The organism is Bacillus sp. FH, assembly GCF_052216825.1.
GTDB classification, from domain to species: Bacteria; Bacillota; Bacilli; order Bacillales; family Bacillaceae_G; genus Bacillus_A; species Bacillus_A paranthracis.
Genome location: NZ_JBQOUU010000006.1, coordinates 37,592 through 56,853 on the forward strand (window position 1 = coordinate 37,592; position 19,262 = coordinate 56,853).

Here is a 19,262-nt window from a genome sequence, read left to right on the forward strand (position 1 = left end):
AAGTCTCCTTTCTTACGCTTCTTTAATTGATATAATACTTGTAAATGGTAATAAAACTTCTGTTCCTATTCCTTCTTGCAGTGTTAAGAAATCATCACCAACTGCTACAATTACACCTGTTAACTGTCCAACTGTCACCGTAATTTCTACATTTTTACCTAAATACTGCTCTGCAATTTCTTTAAAAGGTGATGTATTACATTCTTTTAAAATGTTACAAATAATAGATTGAAATCTACTTGATTCAATAAATTCTTCCGTAGCTTGCTTGGAGTTTCTTTGAATAAACCTCGCGAAGTTTTGCGAAAACAAAAGTCGTTCCACAGCAGGCAATAACTTATTATCTAAAAAATAATCTAATTGTCTATTAAACAATCTCGATAACTTTTTCCAATACTTACCGAATAAACACATACACTTCTCCTCCTATTATTTTTAAATTATAAAAATATATCCATACATCTTAATGTATACAAAGCAGACTCTTTTTGTGATAGGTAAGACATACATTTTTCAACGAAACAATATGTTCTAACAATAAAAAAGATAGATGGCATTCCATCTATCTTTTTTACCTCTTAATTTTTAATTGTAACTATCGCAGAGACACTGTAATAAACCGCTCGTGGTAATTCTGCCCGTTCACTTATAGAAGCTGTAACAAGTGAACCACCGCTTGCCGAGAAATACTTAACAGCTTCTAACGGAATACCATCTTCTTTCACATCAATATGCGTTCCATCTCGCCATTCTATTTTCTGCATTGTTGCTGAAAAGTCCCCAGTCACTTTACCAAATTCCTTACCATCCGATCCTAGAAAGATCCATTCCCACTTTTTTAAACTTAGTACTTGTTTCAACTCTCCTAATTTCTCTCCATCTACATTAGAAAAAATATAAAAGTTGCGTACTCCCATCTTCTTTTGAACACGCAATAATCTTTCTCCCGATTGATTATATAAATAAAATTGTTGCTTATGTAGTCCCTTAAAAAGAAAAGAGAGTACAGCTTGCCATACACTTTGAATAACAAAATCATACTCTTCTTTTAAAAATCCTACTGTATTTCCATCTAATCCAAAGTATGTAATTACTTGAAATACTCCTACCTCTTTGCGAACGACAAATTTTTGTTGCTCCAATAATTCAGAGGTCTCTATATTATAATGTTCCTGTTTGAGCATTTTTGATCTTCGTTTTTCTATAAAGCTATATATTAATAATCCAAATGCCGGTAGTACAACACCTATTAATTTCAGATTTTCTTTCTCCGAAGTGAATAGCATCCCTTTTTTATATTCCATCACTAATCCAATTGCGACGATAATCCATACAATAACAGATAAAAAAAAGATGCGCTTTGCATTACGTTCATGATGCTTATGTATACTCATACCCCTCCCCCTTTTCCATTTATTTCATTATCTCATTGCACATACACTTCCTCAATAAAAAAAACTACCCAAAAGGATAGTCTCTTACACTTCAATATTTCGTAACATCGTATAAATGTCATTATTCACTTTACCAAAAGATTTAATGTTGTTTTGAATGTTAGATAATAAAACAACATACACACTACCATTTTTACTAAATCCATTTAAACAGTTCCAGCCTGGCATTACACCGTGATTCGAATAACTTCCCGGGTCTACGTACCATCCAAACCCGTAATCTTTTTTTCCACCTGTAAACATTTGATCGTAGCTTTCTTTTGAAATCAACTTTCCAGAGAAGAGCGCTTCATTAAATAAATATAAATCATGGGCACTTGTATATATATCACCACAACCATAAAGTTGTGACATACTTGGAATATTAGGTGTTGTCATATTGTTATTTACTATTTTATAACCTGTCGATGGAAATCTCGTTTGTTCTAGCTCTCTACCAAAACCAGAATGTTTCATACCAGCAGTAGCAAAAACATGTTGTTTAATATACTCTTCTAACGGTTGTCCGCTTACCTTCTCAGCAATATAGGCAAGTATCGAATAGTTAGAATCGGAATACTTCCATTTCTCTCCTGGACTTCCAATACGCTTTTGCTTTCCTATTCGTTTTATCAATTCTTCATGAGAGATATCCTCTGTTCCCTGCTCGTACTCTGGAATTCCTGATGTATGTGTTAGTAAATGTTTTAACTGAATGCCCTTACCTTGAGGGAAATCTGGAATATACTTCGCAATCGTATCCTCTACATTTAACTTATTTTGATCTTTTAATTGCATAATAGCAGTCGCTACAAAAGCCTTTGAAATAGAACCAATATAAAAAGTTGTCTCTGAATTATTCGGTACTTGTTTCTCTTTATTCGCCATACCGTATCCTTTATTCAAAAGAACCTTTCCGTTCTTCACAATAACCGCTGTCCCGCTAAATCCTGTTTTTTGCAAATATTGATCTAATTGAGCGTTTTCATTAATTTCTTGAGGTGGTCCCTCAGCAGGCTGTTCTGCAGCTTGTGCTTGCTTCACTTGTTCTTCCTGCTCTATTTGTTTTTTTGCTTCTTGCTTCTTTTTTTCTTCTTTCTTTTTTAGCTCTTCTTGTTTCTTCATTTCTGCTGCTGCTTTTAAAGTTTCTTCTTTCTTATTATGCGCAACAATTTTTGTATACATGAAATATACAAGTGAAAATAGTAAGACGAGAATGATTGTTCTTTTTATGTATACAATCGGCCGACGTGATTTCCCATTCGCATTATTTTTTTCGTGATCCATGATTACTTTTTTCCCCTTATTCACCAATAATTTAATCTCTCTACTAAAGATTTATTTTAGTAGATTATGGATAATCCATTCTATGTCATCCCTACTTTATCACGCACTGCACATATTACCAACCTATATGTATAAAAAAGAAAAAGAAAATTTACAAAAGTAAGATTCCCGTTAAATTTTTAACATAAAAAAAGAGGATATCCTCTAAAAACTGATGTTATCAATCTTTTTGGATATCCTCTTATCTAATTATTTATACGTGTTTTTTCATATCATCGGCAACAGATTCAACATTTGTACCTACGATAACTTGGACACTCGTGTTACTTAATTTCATAACACCTTTTGCACCAACACGTTTTAATGCTGCTTCGTTTACTTGACCAGCATCTTTCACTTGTAAGCGTAGACGTGTCGCACAGTTATCAATAACTGTTAAGTTTTCTTTTCCGCCTAAAGCTAATACGTAAGTTTCACCAATTGAACCTGCAACTGGAGCTTCTTCGCCTTCAGCTACTTCCTCTTCATCTTCACGACCAGGAGTTTTTAGGTCGAACTTCTTAATTAAGAAGTAGAATACTACAAAGTAAATTGCTGCGTAAATTAAACCGATTCCAGCTAATAATACTGGTTTTGTTGCAATACCGAAGTTTAAAGCATAATCAATTGCACCGGCACTAAATGAGAAACCATCGTGAATACCAAGTGATGTTGTAATGAATAAAGAAAGACCTGTTAATACAGCATGAATACCATATAATACTGGTGATAAGAACATGAATGAGAATTCAATTGGTTCTGTAATACCAGTTAAGAATGAAGTTAATGCTAGACCACCTAACATACCTGTAACCATTTTACGTTTTTCTGGTTTAGCAGCCGCAATCATTGCGAAACATGCTGCTGGTAAACCGAACATCATAACTGGGAAGAAACCTGTCATGAACATACCTGCTGTTTTATCACCCGCAAGGAAACGAGCAATATCACCATTCACAACATTACCTGCTGCATTTGTAAAGTCCCCAAATACGAACCAGAAATATGTGTTCATTACGTGGTGTAAACCGATTGGGATTAATAGACGGTTTAATAAACCAAACAATCCTGAACCAATTGCACCTAAATTAACAATTCCGTGAGCTAATGCATCAATGCCATTTTGAATTGTTGGCCAAATTTGTGCAAATAAAATTCCTAGTATTAGCATTACTACCGATGTAACAATCGGAACGAAACGTTTTCCAGCAAAGAACCCTAACCATTCTGGAAGTTTAATTTTATGGAATTTATTATAAAGAAGTCCTGCTATAACACCAACAATAATGCCACCTAAAACTTTCATATCCACTTTAGTCGATAATTCGGCCGCCTTAGATACTTGTGTCATTGTATCTGCAAGCTTAGATGGATCAACATTAGCGCTATTACCTATTAAATCTTGGACTTTGCCTAATTTATCTTGTAATTCAGCAGTAGAATACCCTTTGCTCAGTGCATCAATACTGTTTTTCATAACTAGATAACCAATTGCACCTGCAAGACCTGCTGCACCACTACCATCAACTGAAAGACCGATTGCAATACCAATTGCAAAAATAAGTGCTAAATTATCAAAAACTGCTGCGCCAGCCTGTGCCATAACAGGAATATCAAATACATCTGGTTGCCCTAAACGAAGCAATAATCCTGCTGCTGGTAGTACTGCGATTGGAAGCATTAACGCTTTACCAATACGTTGTAGAAACTGCAACATTTTAATTCCCCCTAATTCAATTTATGAAATCGTTATCATTATAAGTACGCCTTAGAAAACGCTTTCTATTTACATAACCATAATAACATATAGTTGTATAGATGTGTAGTTTTTATTTTTGAATTTTTTATGGATAAATCTCCTATTTCCAAACTGTTATATAAAAGGAAAATTCTCCTTTTTCACTACAGAATACGCGAAACGAAAGACCCACTATAGAACATGCAACTTTCGTTTTATCATTCCACTTTTTCATGTTATTATTTATTTCCGAGCATATCGGGAAAAGTAAACTTAGTTAATTCGAAATAGGAGCGTTGGTACTATGCAGTGCATTGAAACAAACAACTTACAACAGTTGTTAGAACAAGTAAAACCATATACGAAAAAAGGAAAGCTTGCTACTTATATCCCCGAACTAGGAAATGCCAATCCAGATGATTTAGGGATTGCCATTTTTCATAAAGAAACAGAATACATCCATGCTGGCAACTCACAAACACTATTCACTCTTCAAAGTATTTCAAAAGTAATTACACTTGCACTTGCCCTTTTAGATCGTGGTGAAGAATATGTATTTTCTAAAGTTGGAATGGAACCAACCGGTGATCCATTTAATTCTATTATTAAATTAGAAACGACAAGTCCTTCTAAACCACTTAATCCAATGATTAATGCAGGGGCACTAGCCATTACAAGCATGTTAGCAGGAAAAGATAATGAAGAAAAAATGGATCGCATTCTTCATTTCGTACGTGAAATAACAGATAATCCTACTATTAATTATTCTTCTAAAGTTGCCAATTCAGAATTAGAGACAGCTTACTTAAATCGTTCACTTTGTTACTATATGAAACAAAACGGAATTATTGATTGTGATATCGAAGAACTGATGGATTTATACACTCGTCAATGTGCAGTTGAGGTAAACTGTATCGATTTAGCACGTATCGGTTTAATTTTTGCGATGGATGGATATGATCCATATAAGGAAAAACAAATTATCCCTAAGCATATTACAAAGATTTGTAAAACATTTATGGTTACATGCGGTATGTATAACGAGTCTGGTGAATTTGCGATTCGCGTTGGTATCCCCGCAAAAAGTGGTGTAGCTGGTGGCATTTTCGGCTGTGTAAAAGGCGAAATGGGAATTGGTATTTTCGGACCAGCTTTAGATGCAAACGGAAATAGTATCGCTGGTTTTAAAATTCTTGAACTTCTTTCTGCTCAAGAAGGTTGGAGCATTTTTTAATTTAGAACCATCCTGCTATACTAGCAGGATTTTTTCATTTCATAAAATCCTCAACTTTATCAGCTATCCGTCCCCTTACAAAAACCGTACTGAAAGTTTCTCTATATCATGCATATTTGCTCCTCCCTCCTGAATAATATAGTACAACCTAGCGCTATATGTGGAGGTGTGAAAGATGAAACTAATATTTCAAATGGGAAAACAGCCTGTTCTTGAAAAAACAATTCTTCTTTTTATATTGAGTATTGTAGAAAGCTTGAAGTTAAAAGTTGTTTCACTCGATGAAGCTCACCGATACATATTCAATTTAGAAGTACTTGAACTATTAATGGATCGGAACATCGATGATCAAGTACTTGAACTTATTCATTTCGGAATGGGACTTGAAGACATTCATCATGTGCTTCCTGAAGAACTTGAACATACAATCGAAGAATTAAAGTGGCTTTGTATCCAAGTATTAAGTGAGTACAGTATGCACGAAGAATCGGAACAATTAATTGAAGATATACGTTAAAAAAAAGCACCTATGTAGGTGCTTTTAATGTTTTTTCAAACTATTTTTATACGCTTCAATATTTACTGGTAGCTCTTCCTCTTCCAAAGTATGTTCATTTACATCTTTATGAATGAACGCACCTTTAGGTGGTTGGTGATCATGCCCTTTTTTCTTATGATCAAATGCTTTCCCGCGTCCCATACAAATCCCCCTTTCTTAAAAGAAATCCGTATTAGTATGGAGAAAAGTACGTCGATATATGCAATCCCTTGCTGTATTTCCAAGGAAATACTCGAACCTTGTTTTCTACTCTCCTTACAACAACTGATCTATCCCGATAAGAATTAATAACACGCCCGCAATAACCGTAGCCCATTTCCCTAAGTATTCTGCTAAATATCGTTTTCCTACATACGCAAAACCACTTATGCAAATAAAACTAAACACCCCAGAAATAGTTGCTGTAAGCCAAAGGTTCAAGTTTGTTACTCCAGCATCAAATCCACCTGCAATATTATTAATAGACAACGCAATCCCTAAAACAATTGCTTCTGAAAAACTAATTGTTTTAGAACCATCAAAATCTGCTTTTTCTGGATCACGTAAAATCCCCATAAATACATTACCATCTTTAGAGCCTACGGTATTTCTTTGCCCCAAGAAAGGCTGGCACAAAATAAACACACCGATTATCCCTAAAACGATTGCTCCAATCAAGTTTGCTGTAAACTCTGAAATAAATAACGCAATCCAGTTCCCAAAAAATCCAGCTAATAAAGTAAATAAAAAACCAAAAAATGCGATGATAAAATTGTTGAACCACGAAATTCTAATTTTACGAATGCCATATGCAATCCCAACACCTGCATTATCTAAATTAGAAGCAATCCCAATTAAAAAAATTGAAAATAGACCTGCCGTACTCATAAATAGCCACCCCTTTTTCTCACTTTTCAATGCATCTTATGAAAATGTTGAGCAACTGTGCCTGTCTGTTTCATATACATGTAATAAATACTCAACATTTTTTCAACAATAAAAAGGAGTGCCTTCGCTATGCCTAAAGAAAATCCAAATGAGCGGCTTAGTAGATTAATAAAAAAACTTTTAAAAGAACGTGCCTTATCTATGCGTCAACTCGGAATGCTTACAAATATTGATCCCGCAACAATCTCAAGAATTATGAATGGTAAACAACCGCCAAAACAAAAACACCTACAAAAATTCGCAGAATGTCTGCAAGTTCCACCCCAATTGTTATTTGATGAAATGTATCCGGATTCTCCTCACATTAATAAAGAAAAGACGGATATGTACACATCTCTTGATACAATTCAGCAAACGCTGCAATCCTCTAACTTATTCGATTTCGACTACACAACAACCCGCGTAAAACAAGAACTTGAAAACTATGAACGATATGCGCAAACAACAGAGGGTGAAAAACGTATTCATGAAAGTTTTGCAAGCAAGTTAGAACAAATTGATAGTGCTGGTCCTTTCATTGAACAATTAACGGATATGTATCAACAATTTTGCAATGAAACGATTTCAAAAGAAGAGCGTGCAGTTCTTGGCGGCGCATTACTGTATTTCATTTTATCGACAGATATTATTCCCGACTATCTCTTTCCAATTGGTTATTTAGATGATGCAATTGCTGTTGAATTAGCGAAAGAGAAATTAATTGAGCTAAAACGAAAGACATAGAAAAATAAAGAACTATTTCAGTTGTTTCTATCCAACTCTGAAATAGTTCACTAAAAAATCGTACAAGTATACATACCTGTACGATTTCAACATACTAATCTATTTTTTTCGTATGACACCATTCGTATATAAATGCTGTTATTACTTTTGTAAATTCAATTAACTGTTCTATTTCTACTTTCTCATTTATTGAATGAGCTTCCTCTAATGTACCTGGTCCGTAAATAACGGCCGGAATATGAAATTCACTAAACCAACCACCATCCGTTACCGTTGCAGACATATCTAAAATTGCATTTTTAGAAAGAATTGATTCGTGTACTGAGCTAAGCGTTTTTACAGCTGCATGTTCACTATCTATTTCTAAAGAAGGAAAAATTTCGCCACGATCCACAATCATTGATTCTCCGCCCCACTTAAATTGTGGTGGATTTTCACTTAGCCATGGATCGGCAGCTGCCACTTTCCCAATATACTCTTCAATTTCTTTTATTATTTGTTCATGTGTTTCATTCGGATAAAAGTGTACTGTTATCCATAACCGGCACTCATCCGCAATAAATGCTGCATGTCTTCCGCCTTCAATAACAGCTGGATTAATTGTTGTTGTTCCAAATGGATAGCCTTCATATGTTTTCATGACTGCCCAGTGACGCTCTAATTCTTGTAAACTTTGCACAATTTTCATCATTTTTTCAATCGCGCTCGCTCCGAATAAACGACCCCCTGCATGGATCATTTGCCTTCGTGTTGCATCATGAAACGTTTGCGGGCTTTTCACAGTAATCCATCCAGTAATTACGCCGCCCTGTCCTTGCATATGTAAATCACTCGTATCCACTACGACTGCAAAATCAGCATCATACCCTCTTTTGCAGCATTGAAGTGTACCCGCTTCTCCCACTTCTTCCCCAATTACGGATTGAAAGATTAGATCTCCAGGTAATTCAATACCAGCTTCTTGTAATAGCTGAATAGCAAATAGTGCCCCAGCCAGTCCCCCTTTCATATCTGCTGCACCACGTCCAACTAACCAAGCATCTTTTATAAATGGCTCAAACGGATTCGTTTCCCACGCCTCACCTGCTGATATTTCCGCTACATCCATATGCCCATTAATAATAAGACTTTTATATGTGTCACTTTCTATCCCTTTTTTCACCCCAACAACGTTCGGATCATTCGGATATACATCCCATTTATCAACACTAAAATTTCGTTTTCTTAAAAACTGTGCAACAAATTCTTGCGCCTCATTTGTGTTTCTCGCCGGCGGTGCTGGTGTTTCAAAACGAATTAAGGTTTTTGTAAGCTCTAGTAACTCATCTTTTCGTAAATCAATCTGTTCTAATAGCTGTGAAACTTCTTGATTCATCGCTAATCCCCCTTTGCATACATAGTATGTTTCCAGCTTTATTTTCACAAAAAAAGAGACTGTTTACAATTTTACAGTCTCTAAATTACTCAATATTATAAACTTTCTACTTCTGTTGTATCTGTCTTTTCAATATGTTCTACTTTATGTGCCTTATTTCTTGTCGCACGGTAAAACAGTAAGCAAACAATCATAAATGGAATTCCACAATATAACGCCATTCTTTGTTCTGGAATAAAGGCCATACCAACAATTACTGTTACATTTAATACTAATGCAAGCAGTGGTACGAATGGATACAGTGGTGTTTTAAATTTCAAGTCTTTCACATATCCGCCCTGCTTTATATATGACCTTCTAGCTAATAAGTTAGATAAAGCAATAGATGCCCAAACTAATATCGCTCCGAACCCGGCAATAGAAAGTAGCCATAAATAAACTGTATCTTCCGCATAAATACCTGATAGTAATGAAAGGCAACCTACAATTGTACTTACAATCAATGCATAAATAGGAACACCATTTTTAGATAACTTACCAAAAATCGGACTAATCATTCCTTGATTAGACATAGACCATAGCATACGAGAAGTTGCATATAATCCTGAATTCGCAACGGATAGAACCGCTGTAATAATAACGAAATTGATAATATCGGCTGCATAAGGAATACCAATTTTATCAAATACAACTACAAATGGACTTTCTATTACTCCCGCCTGTTGCCAAGGGAATAATCCTGCAAGAATAAAAATAGATAATACAAAGAACACGAGTATACGCCAAACTGTATTATTAATTGCCTTCGGAATTGTTTTCTCTGGATTTTCACTCTCACCTGCTGCAATACCGACTAGTTCTGTTCCTTGGAAGGAAAAGTTAACAGCAATCATCGTAATTAAAATAGCGGATAATCCATTTGGAAACAATCCACCATAATCAGTAAAACTAGAGAACATTGGTGCTGGTTCATTTCCTTTCATATCTAGAAAACCAAACATCGCTGCCCCGCCCAAAATAATAAATGCAATGATTGTAATGACTTTAATACTTGCAAACCAAAATTCAACTTCTGCAAAACTTCTTGAAGATAACGCGTTAATAGCAAAAAGTAGTACCGCAAACACTACGCACCAAACCCAAGACGGTACATCAGGAAACCAGCGTTTCATTAAAATACTAACTGCAATTAGTTCAATACCTATTGTAGCCGACCAGTTTAGCCACGACATCCATCCGACTACATAACCCGCTGCAGGGGAAATATGCTTTGTAGCATACGTTTGATAAGATCCTGCGTCAGGCATCGCAACAGCTAATTCTCCGAGACAGAGCATCGTTAAATACATAACAAATCCTCCAACAAGATAAGCTACAATCGCTCCTCCAGGTCCAGCTTCATGAATTGTATACCCCGATCCTAAAAAAAGTCCGGTACCAATAACTCCTCCAAGTGCAATCATAAATATGTGTCTGCTTTTCAATTCCCTTTTTAATCCTTGGTTTTGATCCATCATACAAATCCCCCCTTTTCCCTTTGGAAACCCATTTCATGTAAGCGTTTTTATTTTTTTTATACGAAAAATAATTATTGAAAAGAGCAAAATACATAGTATTAATCACTACCTGTTATTAAAAGATCATCCCTCACTGTTATTAATAACTTTTGATCAGCGATAGCTTGTCCTTCTACTACTTCTAATGACTCGATATACCCACTGATTCCTACCTTAATTTCTACTTTCTGTTTATCTATTGTTTCAATTAACGCTAATTTCTCCCATTCGTATACGTAAGAACTTTCCATAACAAATAACTTCTCAACTTTCCCGTAACAAGGACTATACACGCCTTCTATAACCGTCTTCACTTTATACACTCCTCCTTCTTATTAATTGGTACTGAAACGTTGCATATCCCTCCTTTAGAGATTTCAACTATTCTTTATGCAAAATGCGTACCAATCTTAAATTCCTATTTAAAATGAGGGTTCCTCACAAAAAAATCTTCATAACCGCAAATTTTTTCTACCGTGTAAAAAGTTTTAAAAGGAAAATCGCAAAAAAATTTTGCGGTTTTATAAGAATTTTAATAAAATTATAAAAAGTCAGTCTTCATAGGGTGAAATGAGGAGAAGATAATCTATGCGTACAGAAGAAATTAATTTGAAACAGATCATTGAAATGAATATGCTATATGAAACTTTGCTCAATGAACTCGATATCGGGATTCATATTATTAATGAGGAAGGTAAAACGATTATCTATAACCGTAAAATGATGGAAATTGAATCAATGGAGCGCTCAGATGTGCTATATAAAAGTCCTTTAGAAGTATTCGCATTTGAGGAAAATAAAAATAGTACTCTTATAGAAGCATTAAAATTAGGAAAAACAAACAAAAATATAAAACAAACTTATTTTAACAATAAAGGGCAAGAAATTACGACGATTAACAATACTTTCCCTATAATAGAAAATGGAAAAATTAAAGGCGCTATTGAAATTTCAAAAGAGATTAGTAATTCTAAACAAACAATGAAAACAAACCTTTCCCGAAAACAAAATAATAAGTTTACCTTTGATCACATAATTGGTGATTCTGAAGCCATTCAATCAATCATTGCGGAAGGAAAAAGGGTAATTCGTACATCCTCCTCTATACTTCTCGTAGGAGAGACAGGCACTGGGAAAGAACTATTTGCACAAAGTATCCATAATGAAAGCCAGCGTTCAGGCAAACCATTTATTTCACAAAACTGTGCCGCTATACCTGATACGTTAATGGAAAGTTTATTATTTGGTACGAACCGAGGTGCATTTACAGGAGCTATCGATAAAGCCGGTTTATTTGAAGAAGCGAACGGAGGAACTTTGTTATTAGATGAGATCAATTCGTTAAGTCCAGCACTTCAAGCGAAGTTACTGCGGGCTATACAAGAAAAAACAATACGAAGAGTCGGAGGCACACAAGAAAAAGAAATTGATGTTCGCATTATAGCAACTATTAATGAAGACCCTCTTGAAGCTATTACACACAATCGATTACGGGAAGACTTATATTACCGATTAAGCGTCGTTACTTTATGCCTCCCGCCGTTACGCGAACGAAAAGAAGATATTCCCGCTCTTATCCAGCACTTTATCGAAAAGTACAACATTCAATTTGAACTTAGCGTAACAGATATAGATGTACATGTAAGAGAATTCTTGTATGCATATGATTGGCCCGGAAATGTACGAGAATTGGAACATATCATTGAAGGTTCAATGAACTTGGTTGAAGATGAAAATATTATTACAGCGTTTCATCTTCCCACTCGCTTTCGCGAACGAATAAAAAAAGAATTCAATACGCAACCTTTCCTAACTAATAACGATACTGATACACCTAAAACATTAAAACACACAATAGAAGCAATGGAAAAGAACTACATCAATCAAATTCTAAAAGAATATCACGGTAATATCTCACAAGCTGCAAAGTTTTTAGGATTAAGTAGACAAAACTTACAATATCGAATTAAAAAACTGCATTTACACATATGAAATGAAGCTTGGATGAGTGGATTACTAGCCCTCACCAATTCGACTTTTATTGCTTGTTCATGCAGCATAAATCTGCTTTAATGTACAAATAAACAGTTGGTAAAATATGCTATAATGAACATATAACATACTCGAAAGGAACGATATATATGAGTAATGATAAAAAATTAAAATTATTACAATACTTAGCCTTCTTCCCTACCATTGTATGTATGATGTTACTAGTTGATATAAATGCCTATCCTTATGCAAAGCTACTAGCAACACTTAGCGGCTCTTTTGCAGCTATTATGCTTGCTGCTTTTTGGAATTTGAAGATACGTATGAAGAAAGAAAGATCTTCTTAACGCTAAAGCATAAAAAAAATCGAGCCTACACAGCTCGATTTTTTTACTGATTATTAAAACTCAACATTCTCCAAATACAAACCACTTGCCTCAGCAAGACAATTAATTTGATTGCGTTGTTTCGCCTCTAAAATGTGTGGAATCGCCTCTGCATCTAATTGTCCTAATCCAACTTCAATTAATGCTCCAACAATTTTTCGTACCATGTTATGAAGGAATCCGTTACCACTTACTCTAATTTGTACAAATCCTGCCTCTTCCATCACATCAAGTGTATATACTTCCCGCACCATAGACTTTTTCTTTGATTTTGCATTTGAAAAAGCAGTAAAGTCATGTGAACCAACTAAATGTTTCGCAGCTTCTTTCATGCTTTTCACATTTAATTTTTTATTCACATGCATGCTGTATTTACGCATAAATGGGTTCGTATGCTCTTCATTCCAAATTTTATACAGATATGTTTTTGCTTTAGAATTGTAACGAGCATGGAATCGATCATGTACTTCTTCCACATTTGTAATGCTAATATCATTTGGCAAATATTGATTTAAATATTTTTTTACTTTATGTTCCACTAGCTTCTCATCACTTTGAAAGTTAGCAACTTGATTCAAAGCATGTACACCAGCGTCTGTTCTACTACAACCGATAATTTCAATTTCTTTTCCGACCATTTCGGAAATGACACTTTCGATTTTTCCTTGAATCGTATTATCGTTATTACCGAGACGTTGCCATCCTTTAAAACGTGCACCATCGTACTGAATCGTTAATTTATAATTGTTCATTTTATTCTCCTTCATAGAAAATATTCCCTCATATCGTGAGGGAATATAAATACACTTTACTTTCTAACAAGCTTCACTACATTTTCTACATGAGCTGTATGCGGGAACATATCAACTGGTTGTACATATTCCACTTCATAGCTCTTCATTAACGCTTGTACATCACGTGCTAATGAAGAAGGGTTACAAGATACGTAAACAACTTGTTTCGGCTTCACTTTTAAAATTGTTTCCAGTAATTTATCATCGCAACCTGTACGAGGTGGATCGACAACAATTACATCTGGACGCCATCCTTCTTTTACCCATTTCGGTAGCCATTGTTCAGCTTTACCTGCTTCATATTTCGTATTTGTAAATCCGTGACGCTTCGCATTTTTTCTTGCGTCTGCAATTGCTTCTGGAATTACATCCATACCACGTACTTCCGCTGCATCATTTGCAAGCCAAAGTCCGATTGTACCAACACCACAATACGCATCTACAATTTTCTCATTGCCAGTTAAAGCAGCGGCTTTTTTCGCTTCATTGTATAAAACAACCGTTTGTTCTGGATTCAACTGGAAGAATGCACGTGCTGATAATTCAAATGATAAATCACCAAGTGTTTCTTGAATTACTTCTTTTCCAGCTAATTTAAATGTTTTATCACCGAAAATAACAGATGTTTTACGCCAGTTTACATTTTGCATAATTGATTTAACAGCTGGCATCTGTTTTTGTACTTCTGCAATAAATTGTTCTTTATTTGGCAACTCTTCTTTTGTTGTAATAAGTGTAACTTGTACTTCCCCTGTTTGAACTGCAGTACGTGTCACAATTGTACGTACTAAACCTTTTTGTTTTTTCTCATTGTAAATAGAAACATTTAATTTTTCTAAAATACGTCTTACAACTTTTGTCGCTTCATTCGTTGCTTTATGTTGAATCATACAATGAGCAATATCAATTAGCTGATGTGAATTTTGTTTATACAGTCCTGTAATAACCTTTTCGTCTTTACGCCCCACTTGTAGTTGACTCTTATTACGATAATGCCATGGATTTTCCATGCCAAGCGTCGGACGAATTTTCTCTTCCAAACCGTTGTTCATATACTTCTGGAATGCTTGTACAACGATATCACGCTTTTGATTTAATTGTTCTTTATAGTCTAAATGTTGCAATTGGCAACCGCCACACTCTTCATATACCGGACATGGTGCTTTCACACGATGTGGTGAAGCTTTACGAACTTTTTTCACTTTCGCTTCAGCGAAGCCACGCTGAATTTTCGTTGTTTCTGCAACAACTTCTTCTCCTGGTAATGCCCCTGGAATGAAAACAACTTGTCTCTTAAAATAACCAACGCCTTCTCCGTTAATCCCAAGACGTTTAATTGTCACAGGGAACGTTTGACCAACTTCCAACTTACTCTCATGTTGCTTTTGTATCATTATTACACCTCTACTCTATACTTTTCCATAAATATAACGCTGCATAACTGCAGTATGGTTCACACTCTTGTTTCACTTTTTCTAAAAATGCATCATCAGGCTTATCATCTAATTGAAATACACCTTGTACTGCACGCTGAATCCCAATATCCGCTTTCGGAAACATGTTTTTCCGTCCAAGCCCAAACATTAAAAAATTTTGCACTGTCCATGTACCAATCCCCCTAATTGGTAACAATTGTGCTGAAATCTCTTCTTCCGCCTTGGTTTCTATACTCGCTAAATTTAATGTACCGCTGGCAATACTTCGACCTAATCCTACTATATATTCAGCCTTTCGCTGACTAAACTTCTGCTCTCTCAATTCCTCTATTGAAATATTTGCTACTATTTCTGGAGTGGGGAAAAAGAATACACCGTTCTTTTCTGTTCCATATCGTTTCACAAACTGTTCTGTTAACACAGTAGCAAATTTCAAATTTATTTGTTGATGAATGATACAGCGAAGAAGACAAGCAAAATAATCAAATTCTAAAATAATTGGAGTATAAGCATATGTTTCAAATAGTGGACGTAATGATGTGTTTAAAAAATGATTTTGTATATCATGAAACGGTTCATTCCAATGAAAAATGGCCCTCATTCGTTTCATAACTTTCTCTGGATCTCCTGTCTGACTAGAAATCCAAAACTGTGGATTTTGAACAGTACCAATCCCTTGCAGGCGAACAACAATCTGTTCCTCGTCTATACAAAGCGGGACATAAATAACTTTCTCATCTAATTGAATGACGTTAAGAGGATCAAAAGATAAACGTTTTAATACTTCTTCAAAATGATACGGATACTCTAACGTAACATGTTCGCTCCACATACGTTTCCCCATCCTTTTTACACATCATTATAGCATGAGAAAACCGCAAGCATACATGCTTACGGTTGATTGCTTTTTACTAAGTCATCTAGACTTTTAAAATGATACCCTTTCTCGCGCAAATCATCAATGATTTTCGCAAGTGCTTCTGCATTATCTTTTGATATTGCATGAAGTAATAAAATAGATCCTGGATGAATCATCGTCATAACATTATTATGCGCATATTGCCATCCTCTTTGCTCATCCACTTTCCAATCCAAAAATGCAAGTGACCAAAATACATTATAGTAGCCCATTTCTTTCGTAAGAGCTAACGTTCTTTCACTAAATACGCCGCGCGGGGGACGTACATATTTCACTTCTTTTTGCCCGGTTACTTTTTTAATTTCTTCCGTTACACTCGTTAATTCTTGACGAAGTTTCTCATCATTTACCGCTGTGAAATCAGGATGGCTCCACGAATGGTTTCCAATAATGTGTCCTTCATTCTTCATTCTTAACAATAAATCTTTTTGTGTTTTAATATAATGCCCCGTTACAAAGAAAGTTGCTGGTACTTTTTTCTCTTTTAATACGTCTAAGATTTTTCCTGTGTATCCATTCTCATATCCATTATCAAATGTTAAATAAATATCCTTTTTCTTCGTATCCCCTAAATAAAAACCACCATTTTTTTGTAGCAAATCTGTATATAACTTTCCTGCATCTGGTACTGTTTCATTTTTAGGGCGCGGGATTCCCCAGTTATGTGGAGTATTTGTATAAGCTAGTGCCGAAACTGGAACAAGTGCCATCATAATTGAAAAAATGAGACCGATATATAACCATTTATGTTTCATAAATAGTCTCCTTTCCATATATAATCGTACTCGTAGTTTCTGTTGCTACGCATTCTTTCATGCTGAACATGTTTTTCTATATATACCAAAAAAATGCATCTCGAATCGTTCGAGATGCATTTTTGTTTACTTAAATACTGGCTCTTTAAAGCTAGCTAATTTTTCAAGTGATGTTTTATCAACATCTGCATGTAAGCTATTACCGTGAGAATCCATCGTTACAACTGCTTTAAATCCATCGATACGTAAATGCCACATTGCCTCTGGAATACCAAATTGTAAGAAATCAACATCTTTCACTTCTTTAATACATTCAGCATAATATTGCGCTGCACCACCGATTGCGTTTAAATATACACCACCGTGTTCTTCTAAAGCTGCTAATGTTTTCGCACCCATGCCGCCTTTTCCAATGACAGCTCTAATACCGAATTTCTTCATAATATCACCTTGGTACGGTTCTTCACGAATACTTGTCGTTGGACCTGCCGCTTTAATTTGCCAATTGTCATTTTCATCTTTCACAACAACTGGACCACAGTGGTAAATAATTTGTCCATTTAAATCTACTGGACAATCGTTATCCATTAAATGCTTATGAATTGCGTCACGACCTGTATACATCATGCCATTAATTGTTACAACATCACCAACGCGAAGTTCACGAATTTGCTCTTCTGTAATTGGCGCTTGTAATACAATTTCACGCTGCTCCGTTTTTTCTTGTACTTCTTGCTCCAGTGTATCTTCACCTTCTTGATATAACCAATCCATAATTTCACCTGTTTCAGGATGGATTGTTACACCAAGGCGACGGTATGCCCAGCAATTATACGCCACAGATACGTAGAAACTAGCTGGCAGACGGTTATACACGCCAATTTTACAGCCAAGTAAAGTTGTTTCTCCGCCAAATCCCATCGTACCAATGCCAAGCTTATTCGCATTTTCTAATACATATTCTTCAAGTTGTTGTAATTCTGGGATTGGATTGACATCATCTAATGTACGGAATAATTGATTTTTTGCTAATTCGTAACCTGATGTGCGGTCTCCCCCGATACCAACACCAATTACACCTGCACTACATCCTTGACCTTGTGCTTGATATACCGCATGAAGAAGGCATTTACGAATCCCTTCTAAATCACGGCCAGCTCGTCCAAGTCCTTCTAGTTCACACGGTAAGCTATACTGAATATTTTTATTCTCACAGCCACCCCCCTTTAGGATTAAACGTGCATCAATATAATCTTTTTCCCATTGTTCAAACTTAATAACCGGTGTACCTGGTCCTAAATTATTTCCACTATTGTCTCCAAAAAGAGAATCAACAGAATTTGGACGAAGTTTACCATCTTTTGTCGCCCGCTCAAGCGCATTATAGATAGCTTCCTTCAACTTTAATTGATTCACACCAACTGGTGTATAAATTTTAAACGTTGGCATCCCTGTATCTTGGCAAATTGGCGAGATGTTATCATCAGCCATTTTAATATTATTTGTAATTGTGCCAAGTGCCATCGCAGAACGAGTCCCTGCATTTTCTCGCTCTTTCGCTTGTTGAATCGCACGACGAACATCTTTCGGTAAGTTCGTTGACGTTTCAACAATTAGTTGATACATGCTTTCTTGAAGCTTTTCCATTGTTACTTCCCCCTCAATTGTGAACGCTACCAAAACGTTATGAGCTGAAATTTCCACTATTATGCTCTGCAGCTTTTTATTTGTTTCACGCTATTCAAGCATACATGAAATTTTTCACAACTTGATTATACCTCTTTTTCTATCGTCCTTCTATTATCCGCACAGAAAAAGGCTACCAAATTGGAATTGGCAGCCTTTTTAATATATTATTCGTCTTTTTTAAATTGCTCACATTTTAATTCTAATTCATCTAGCATTGCAAGAAGACGATCTACATCTTCTAATTCTACTTCTTCAGGTTCAATTGTATCAATTACTTCAATGAACATATTTAAACGTTCTTTTAAATATACTAATTGTGTATCTTTATCTTGAATTGCTTTTCCCATGAAGGCACTCTCCTTTTAATTCGAGTTGCTTTTATTATACCGCAAAAATGATTACAATGGGTATGTAATTTCA

At 35.3% G+C, this 19,262-nt stretch carries 21 protein-coding genes; 5 read left to right on the forward strand and 16 right to left on the reverse strand.

The window, feature by feature from the left end; translation table 11 throughout:
- Positions 1-12: 12 nt before the first annotated feature.
- The 5 genes from ACTT1L_RS15370 to ACTT1L_RS15390 form a co-directional block, all read right to left on the reverse strand.
- Positions 13-414, reverse strand: a complete 402-nt coding sequence (locus tag ACTT1L_RS15370; protein WP_000335520.1) for a hypothetical protein — start codon at positions 412-414, stop codon at positions 13-15.
- A 164-nt stretch (positions 415-578) separates the two neighbouring features.
- The gene (locus tag ACTT1L_RS15375; protein WP_074542686.1) at positions 579-1,394 is read right to left on the reverse strand and encodes a sugar ABC transporter ATP-binding protein; all 816 of its coding nucleotides are present in this window, start codon (positions 1,392-1,394) and stop codon (positions 579-581) included.
- 84 nt (positions 1,395-1,478) lie between these two features.
- Positions 1,479-2,720, reverse strand: a complete 1,242-nt coding sequence (locus tag ACTT1L_RS15380; protein ID WP_071742198.1) for a serine hydrolase domain-containing protein — start codon at positions 2,718-2,720, stop codon at positions 1,479-1,481.
- A 253-nt stretch (positions 2,721-2,973) separates the two neighbouring features.
- Positions 2,974-4,476, reverse strand: a complete 1,503-nt coding sequence (gene nagE, locus ACTT1L_RS15385) for an N-acetylglucosamine-specific PTS transporter subunit IIBC (RefSeq protein ID WP_442821988.1) — start codon at positions 4,474-4,476, stop codon at positions 2,974-2,976.
- A gap of 142 nt (positions 4,477-4,618) precedes the next feature.
- Positions 4,619-4,732, reverse strand: a complete 114-nt coding sequence (locus ACTT1L_RS15390; protein ID WP_001992445.1) for a hypothetical protein — start codon at positions 4,730-4,732, stop codon at positions 4,619-4,621.
- Positions 4,733-4,801: 69 nt separating this feature from the next.
- Here ACTT1L_RS15390 and glsA point away from each other — a divergent pair, with 69 nt between their 5' ends.
- Both glsA and ACTT1L_RS15400 read left to right on the forward strand, forming a co-directional pair.
- Positions 4,802-5,731, forward strand: a complete 930-nt coding sequence (gene glsA, locus ACTT1L_RS15395; protein WP_001149849.1) for a glutaminase A — start codon at positions 4,802-4,804, stop codon at positions 5,729-5,731.
- Between the two features lie 175 nt (positions 5,732-5,906).
- Complete coding sequence (locus ACTT1L_RS15400; protein ID WP_000766603.1) at positions 5,907-6,248, forward strand: DUF3969 family protein; 342 nt, start codon at positions 5,907-5,909, stop codon at positions 6,246-6,248.
- Between the two features lie 24 nt (positions 6,249-6,272).
- On the opposite strand, the gene ACTT1L_RS15405 is transcribed toward ACTT1L_RS15400, so the two are convergent.
- The gene (locus tag ACTT1L_RS15405; RefSeq protein WP_000532409.1) at positions 6,273-6,431 is read right to left on the reverse strand and encodes a hypothetical protein; all 159 of its coding nucleotides are present in this window, start codon (positions 6,429-6,431) and stop codon (positions 6,273-6,275) included.
- 114 nt (positions 6,432-6,545) lie between these two features.
- The gene (locus tag ACTT1L_RS15410) at positions 6,546-7,157 is read right to left on the reverse strand and encodes a manganese efflux pump (RefSeq protein WP_354201558.1); all 612 of its coding nucleotides are present in this window, start codon (positions 7,155-7,157) and stop codon (positions 6,546-6,548) included.
- Positions 7,158-7,286: 129 nt separating this feature from the next.
- Here ACTT1L_RS15410 and ACTT1L_RS15415 point away from each other — a divergent pair, with 129 nt between their 5' ends.
- On the forward strand, positions 7,287-7,940 hold the full coding sequence (locus ACTT1L_RS15415; protein WP_001123720.1) for a helix-turn-helix domain-containing protein: 654 nt from the start codon (positions 7,287-7,289) through the stop codon (positions 7,938-7,940).
- Positions 7,941-8,034: 94 nt separating this feature from the next.
- On the opposite strand, the gene ACTT1L_RS15420 is transcribed toward ACTT1L_RS15415, so the two are convergent.
- From ACTT1L_RS15420 to ACTT1L_RS15430, 3 genes are all read right to left on the reverse strand, one after another.
- Entirely contained in the window at positions 8,035-9,315 is a 1,281-nt protein-coding gene (locus ACTT1L_RS15420; RefSeq protein ID WP_442821989.1) for an acetylornithine deacetylase, read from the reverse strand.
- 95 nt (positions 9,316-9,410) lie between these two features.
- Positions 9,411-10,832 (reverse strand): amino acid permease, encoded by a 1,422-nt coding sequence (locus ACTT1L_RS15425; protein WP_071742196.1) that lies wholly within the window; start codon positions 10,830-10,832, stop codon positions 9,411-9,413.
- A gap of 98 nt (positions 10,833-10,930) precedes the next feature.
- Positions 10,931-11,185, reverse strand: a complete 255-nt coding sequence (locus ACTT1L_RS15430; RefSeq protein WP_000859487.1) for a biotin/lipoyl-containing protein — start codon at positions 11,183-11,185, stop codon at positions 10,931-10,933.
- A gap of 274 nt (positions 11,186-11,459) precedes the next feature.
- On the opposite strand from ACTT1L_RS15430, the gene ACTT1L_RS15435 reads away from it, so the two are divergent.
- Both ACTT1L_RS15435 and ACTT1L_RS15440 read left to right on the forward strand, forming a co-directional pair.
- Positions 11,460-12,863 carry a sigma-54 interaction domain-containing protein gene (locus ACTT1L_RS15435; protein WP_071742195.1) on the forward strand — a complete coding sequence of 468 codons (1,404 nt, stop codon included), beginning with the start codon at positions 11,460-11,462 and terminating at the stop codon, positions 12,861-12,863.
- 149 nt (positions 12,864-13,012) lie between these two features.
- Positions 13,013-13,210, forward strand: a complete 198-nt coding sequence (locus ACTT1L_RS15440; RefSeq protein ID WP_000063856.1) for a hypothetical protein — start codon at positions 13,013-13,015, stop codon at positions 13,208-13,210.
- 53 nt (positions 13,211-13,263) lie between these two features.
- Here ACTT1L_RS15440 and truA read toward each other — a convergent pair whose 3' ends face one another.
- The 6 genes from truA to ACTT1L_RS15470 all read right to left on the reverse strand — a co-directional run bounded on the left by truA (position 13,264) and on the right by ACTT1L_RS15470 (position 19,189).
- The gene (gene truA / locus ACTT1L_RS15445; RefSeq protein WP_001067307.1) at positions 13,264-14,001 is read right to left on the reverse strand and encodes a tRNA pseudouridine(38-40) synthase TruA; all 738 of its coding nucleotides are present in this window, start codon (positions 13,999-14,001) and stop codon (positions 13,264-13,266) included.
- Positions 14,002-14,057: 56 nt separating this feature from the next.
- On the reverse strand, positions 14,058-15,437 hold the full coding sequence (gene rlmD / locus ACTT1L_RS15450) for a 23S rRNA (uracil(1939)-C(5))-methyltransferase RlmD (RefSeq protein WP_000615223.1): 1,380 nt from the start codon (positions 15,435-15,437) through the stop codon (positions 14,058-14,060).
- 10 nt (positions 15,438-15,447) lie between these two features.
- Entirely contained in the window at positions 15,448-16,311 is an 864-nt protein-coding gene (locus ACTT1L_RS15455; protein WP_071742194.1) for a DNA-3-methyladenine glycosylase family protein, read from the reverse strand.
- Positions 16,312-16,370: 59 nt separating this feature from the next.
- Positions 16,371-17,153: a delta-lactam-biosynthetic de-N-acetylase gene (gene pdaA / locus ACTT1L_RS15460; RefSeq protein WP_000681213.1), complete on the reverse strand. Its 783-nt coding sequence runs from the start codon at positions 17,151-17,153 to the stop codon at positions 16,371-16,373.
- 126 nt (positions 17,154-17,279) lie between these two features.
- The gene (gene fumA / locus ACTT1L_RS15465; RefSeq protein ID WP_000413517.1) at positions 17,280-18,800 is read right to left on the reverse strand and encodes a class I fumarate hydratase; all 1,521 of its coding nucleotides are present in this window, start codon (positions 18,798-18,800) and stop codon (positions 17,280-17,282) included.
- Between the two features lie 206 nt (positions 18,801-19,006).
- On the reverse strand, positions 19,007-19,189 hold the full coding sequence (locus ACTT1L_RS15470; RefSeq protein WP_000513558.1) for an SE1561 family protein: 183 nt from the start codon (positions 19,187-19,189) through the stop codon (positions 19,007-19,009).
- Positions 19,190-19,262: the final 73 nt, after the last annotated feature.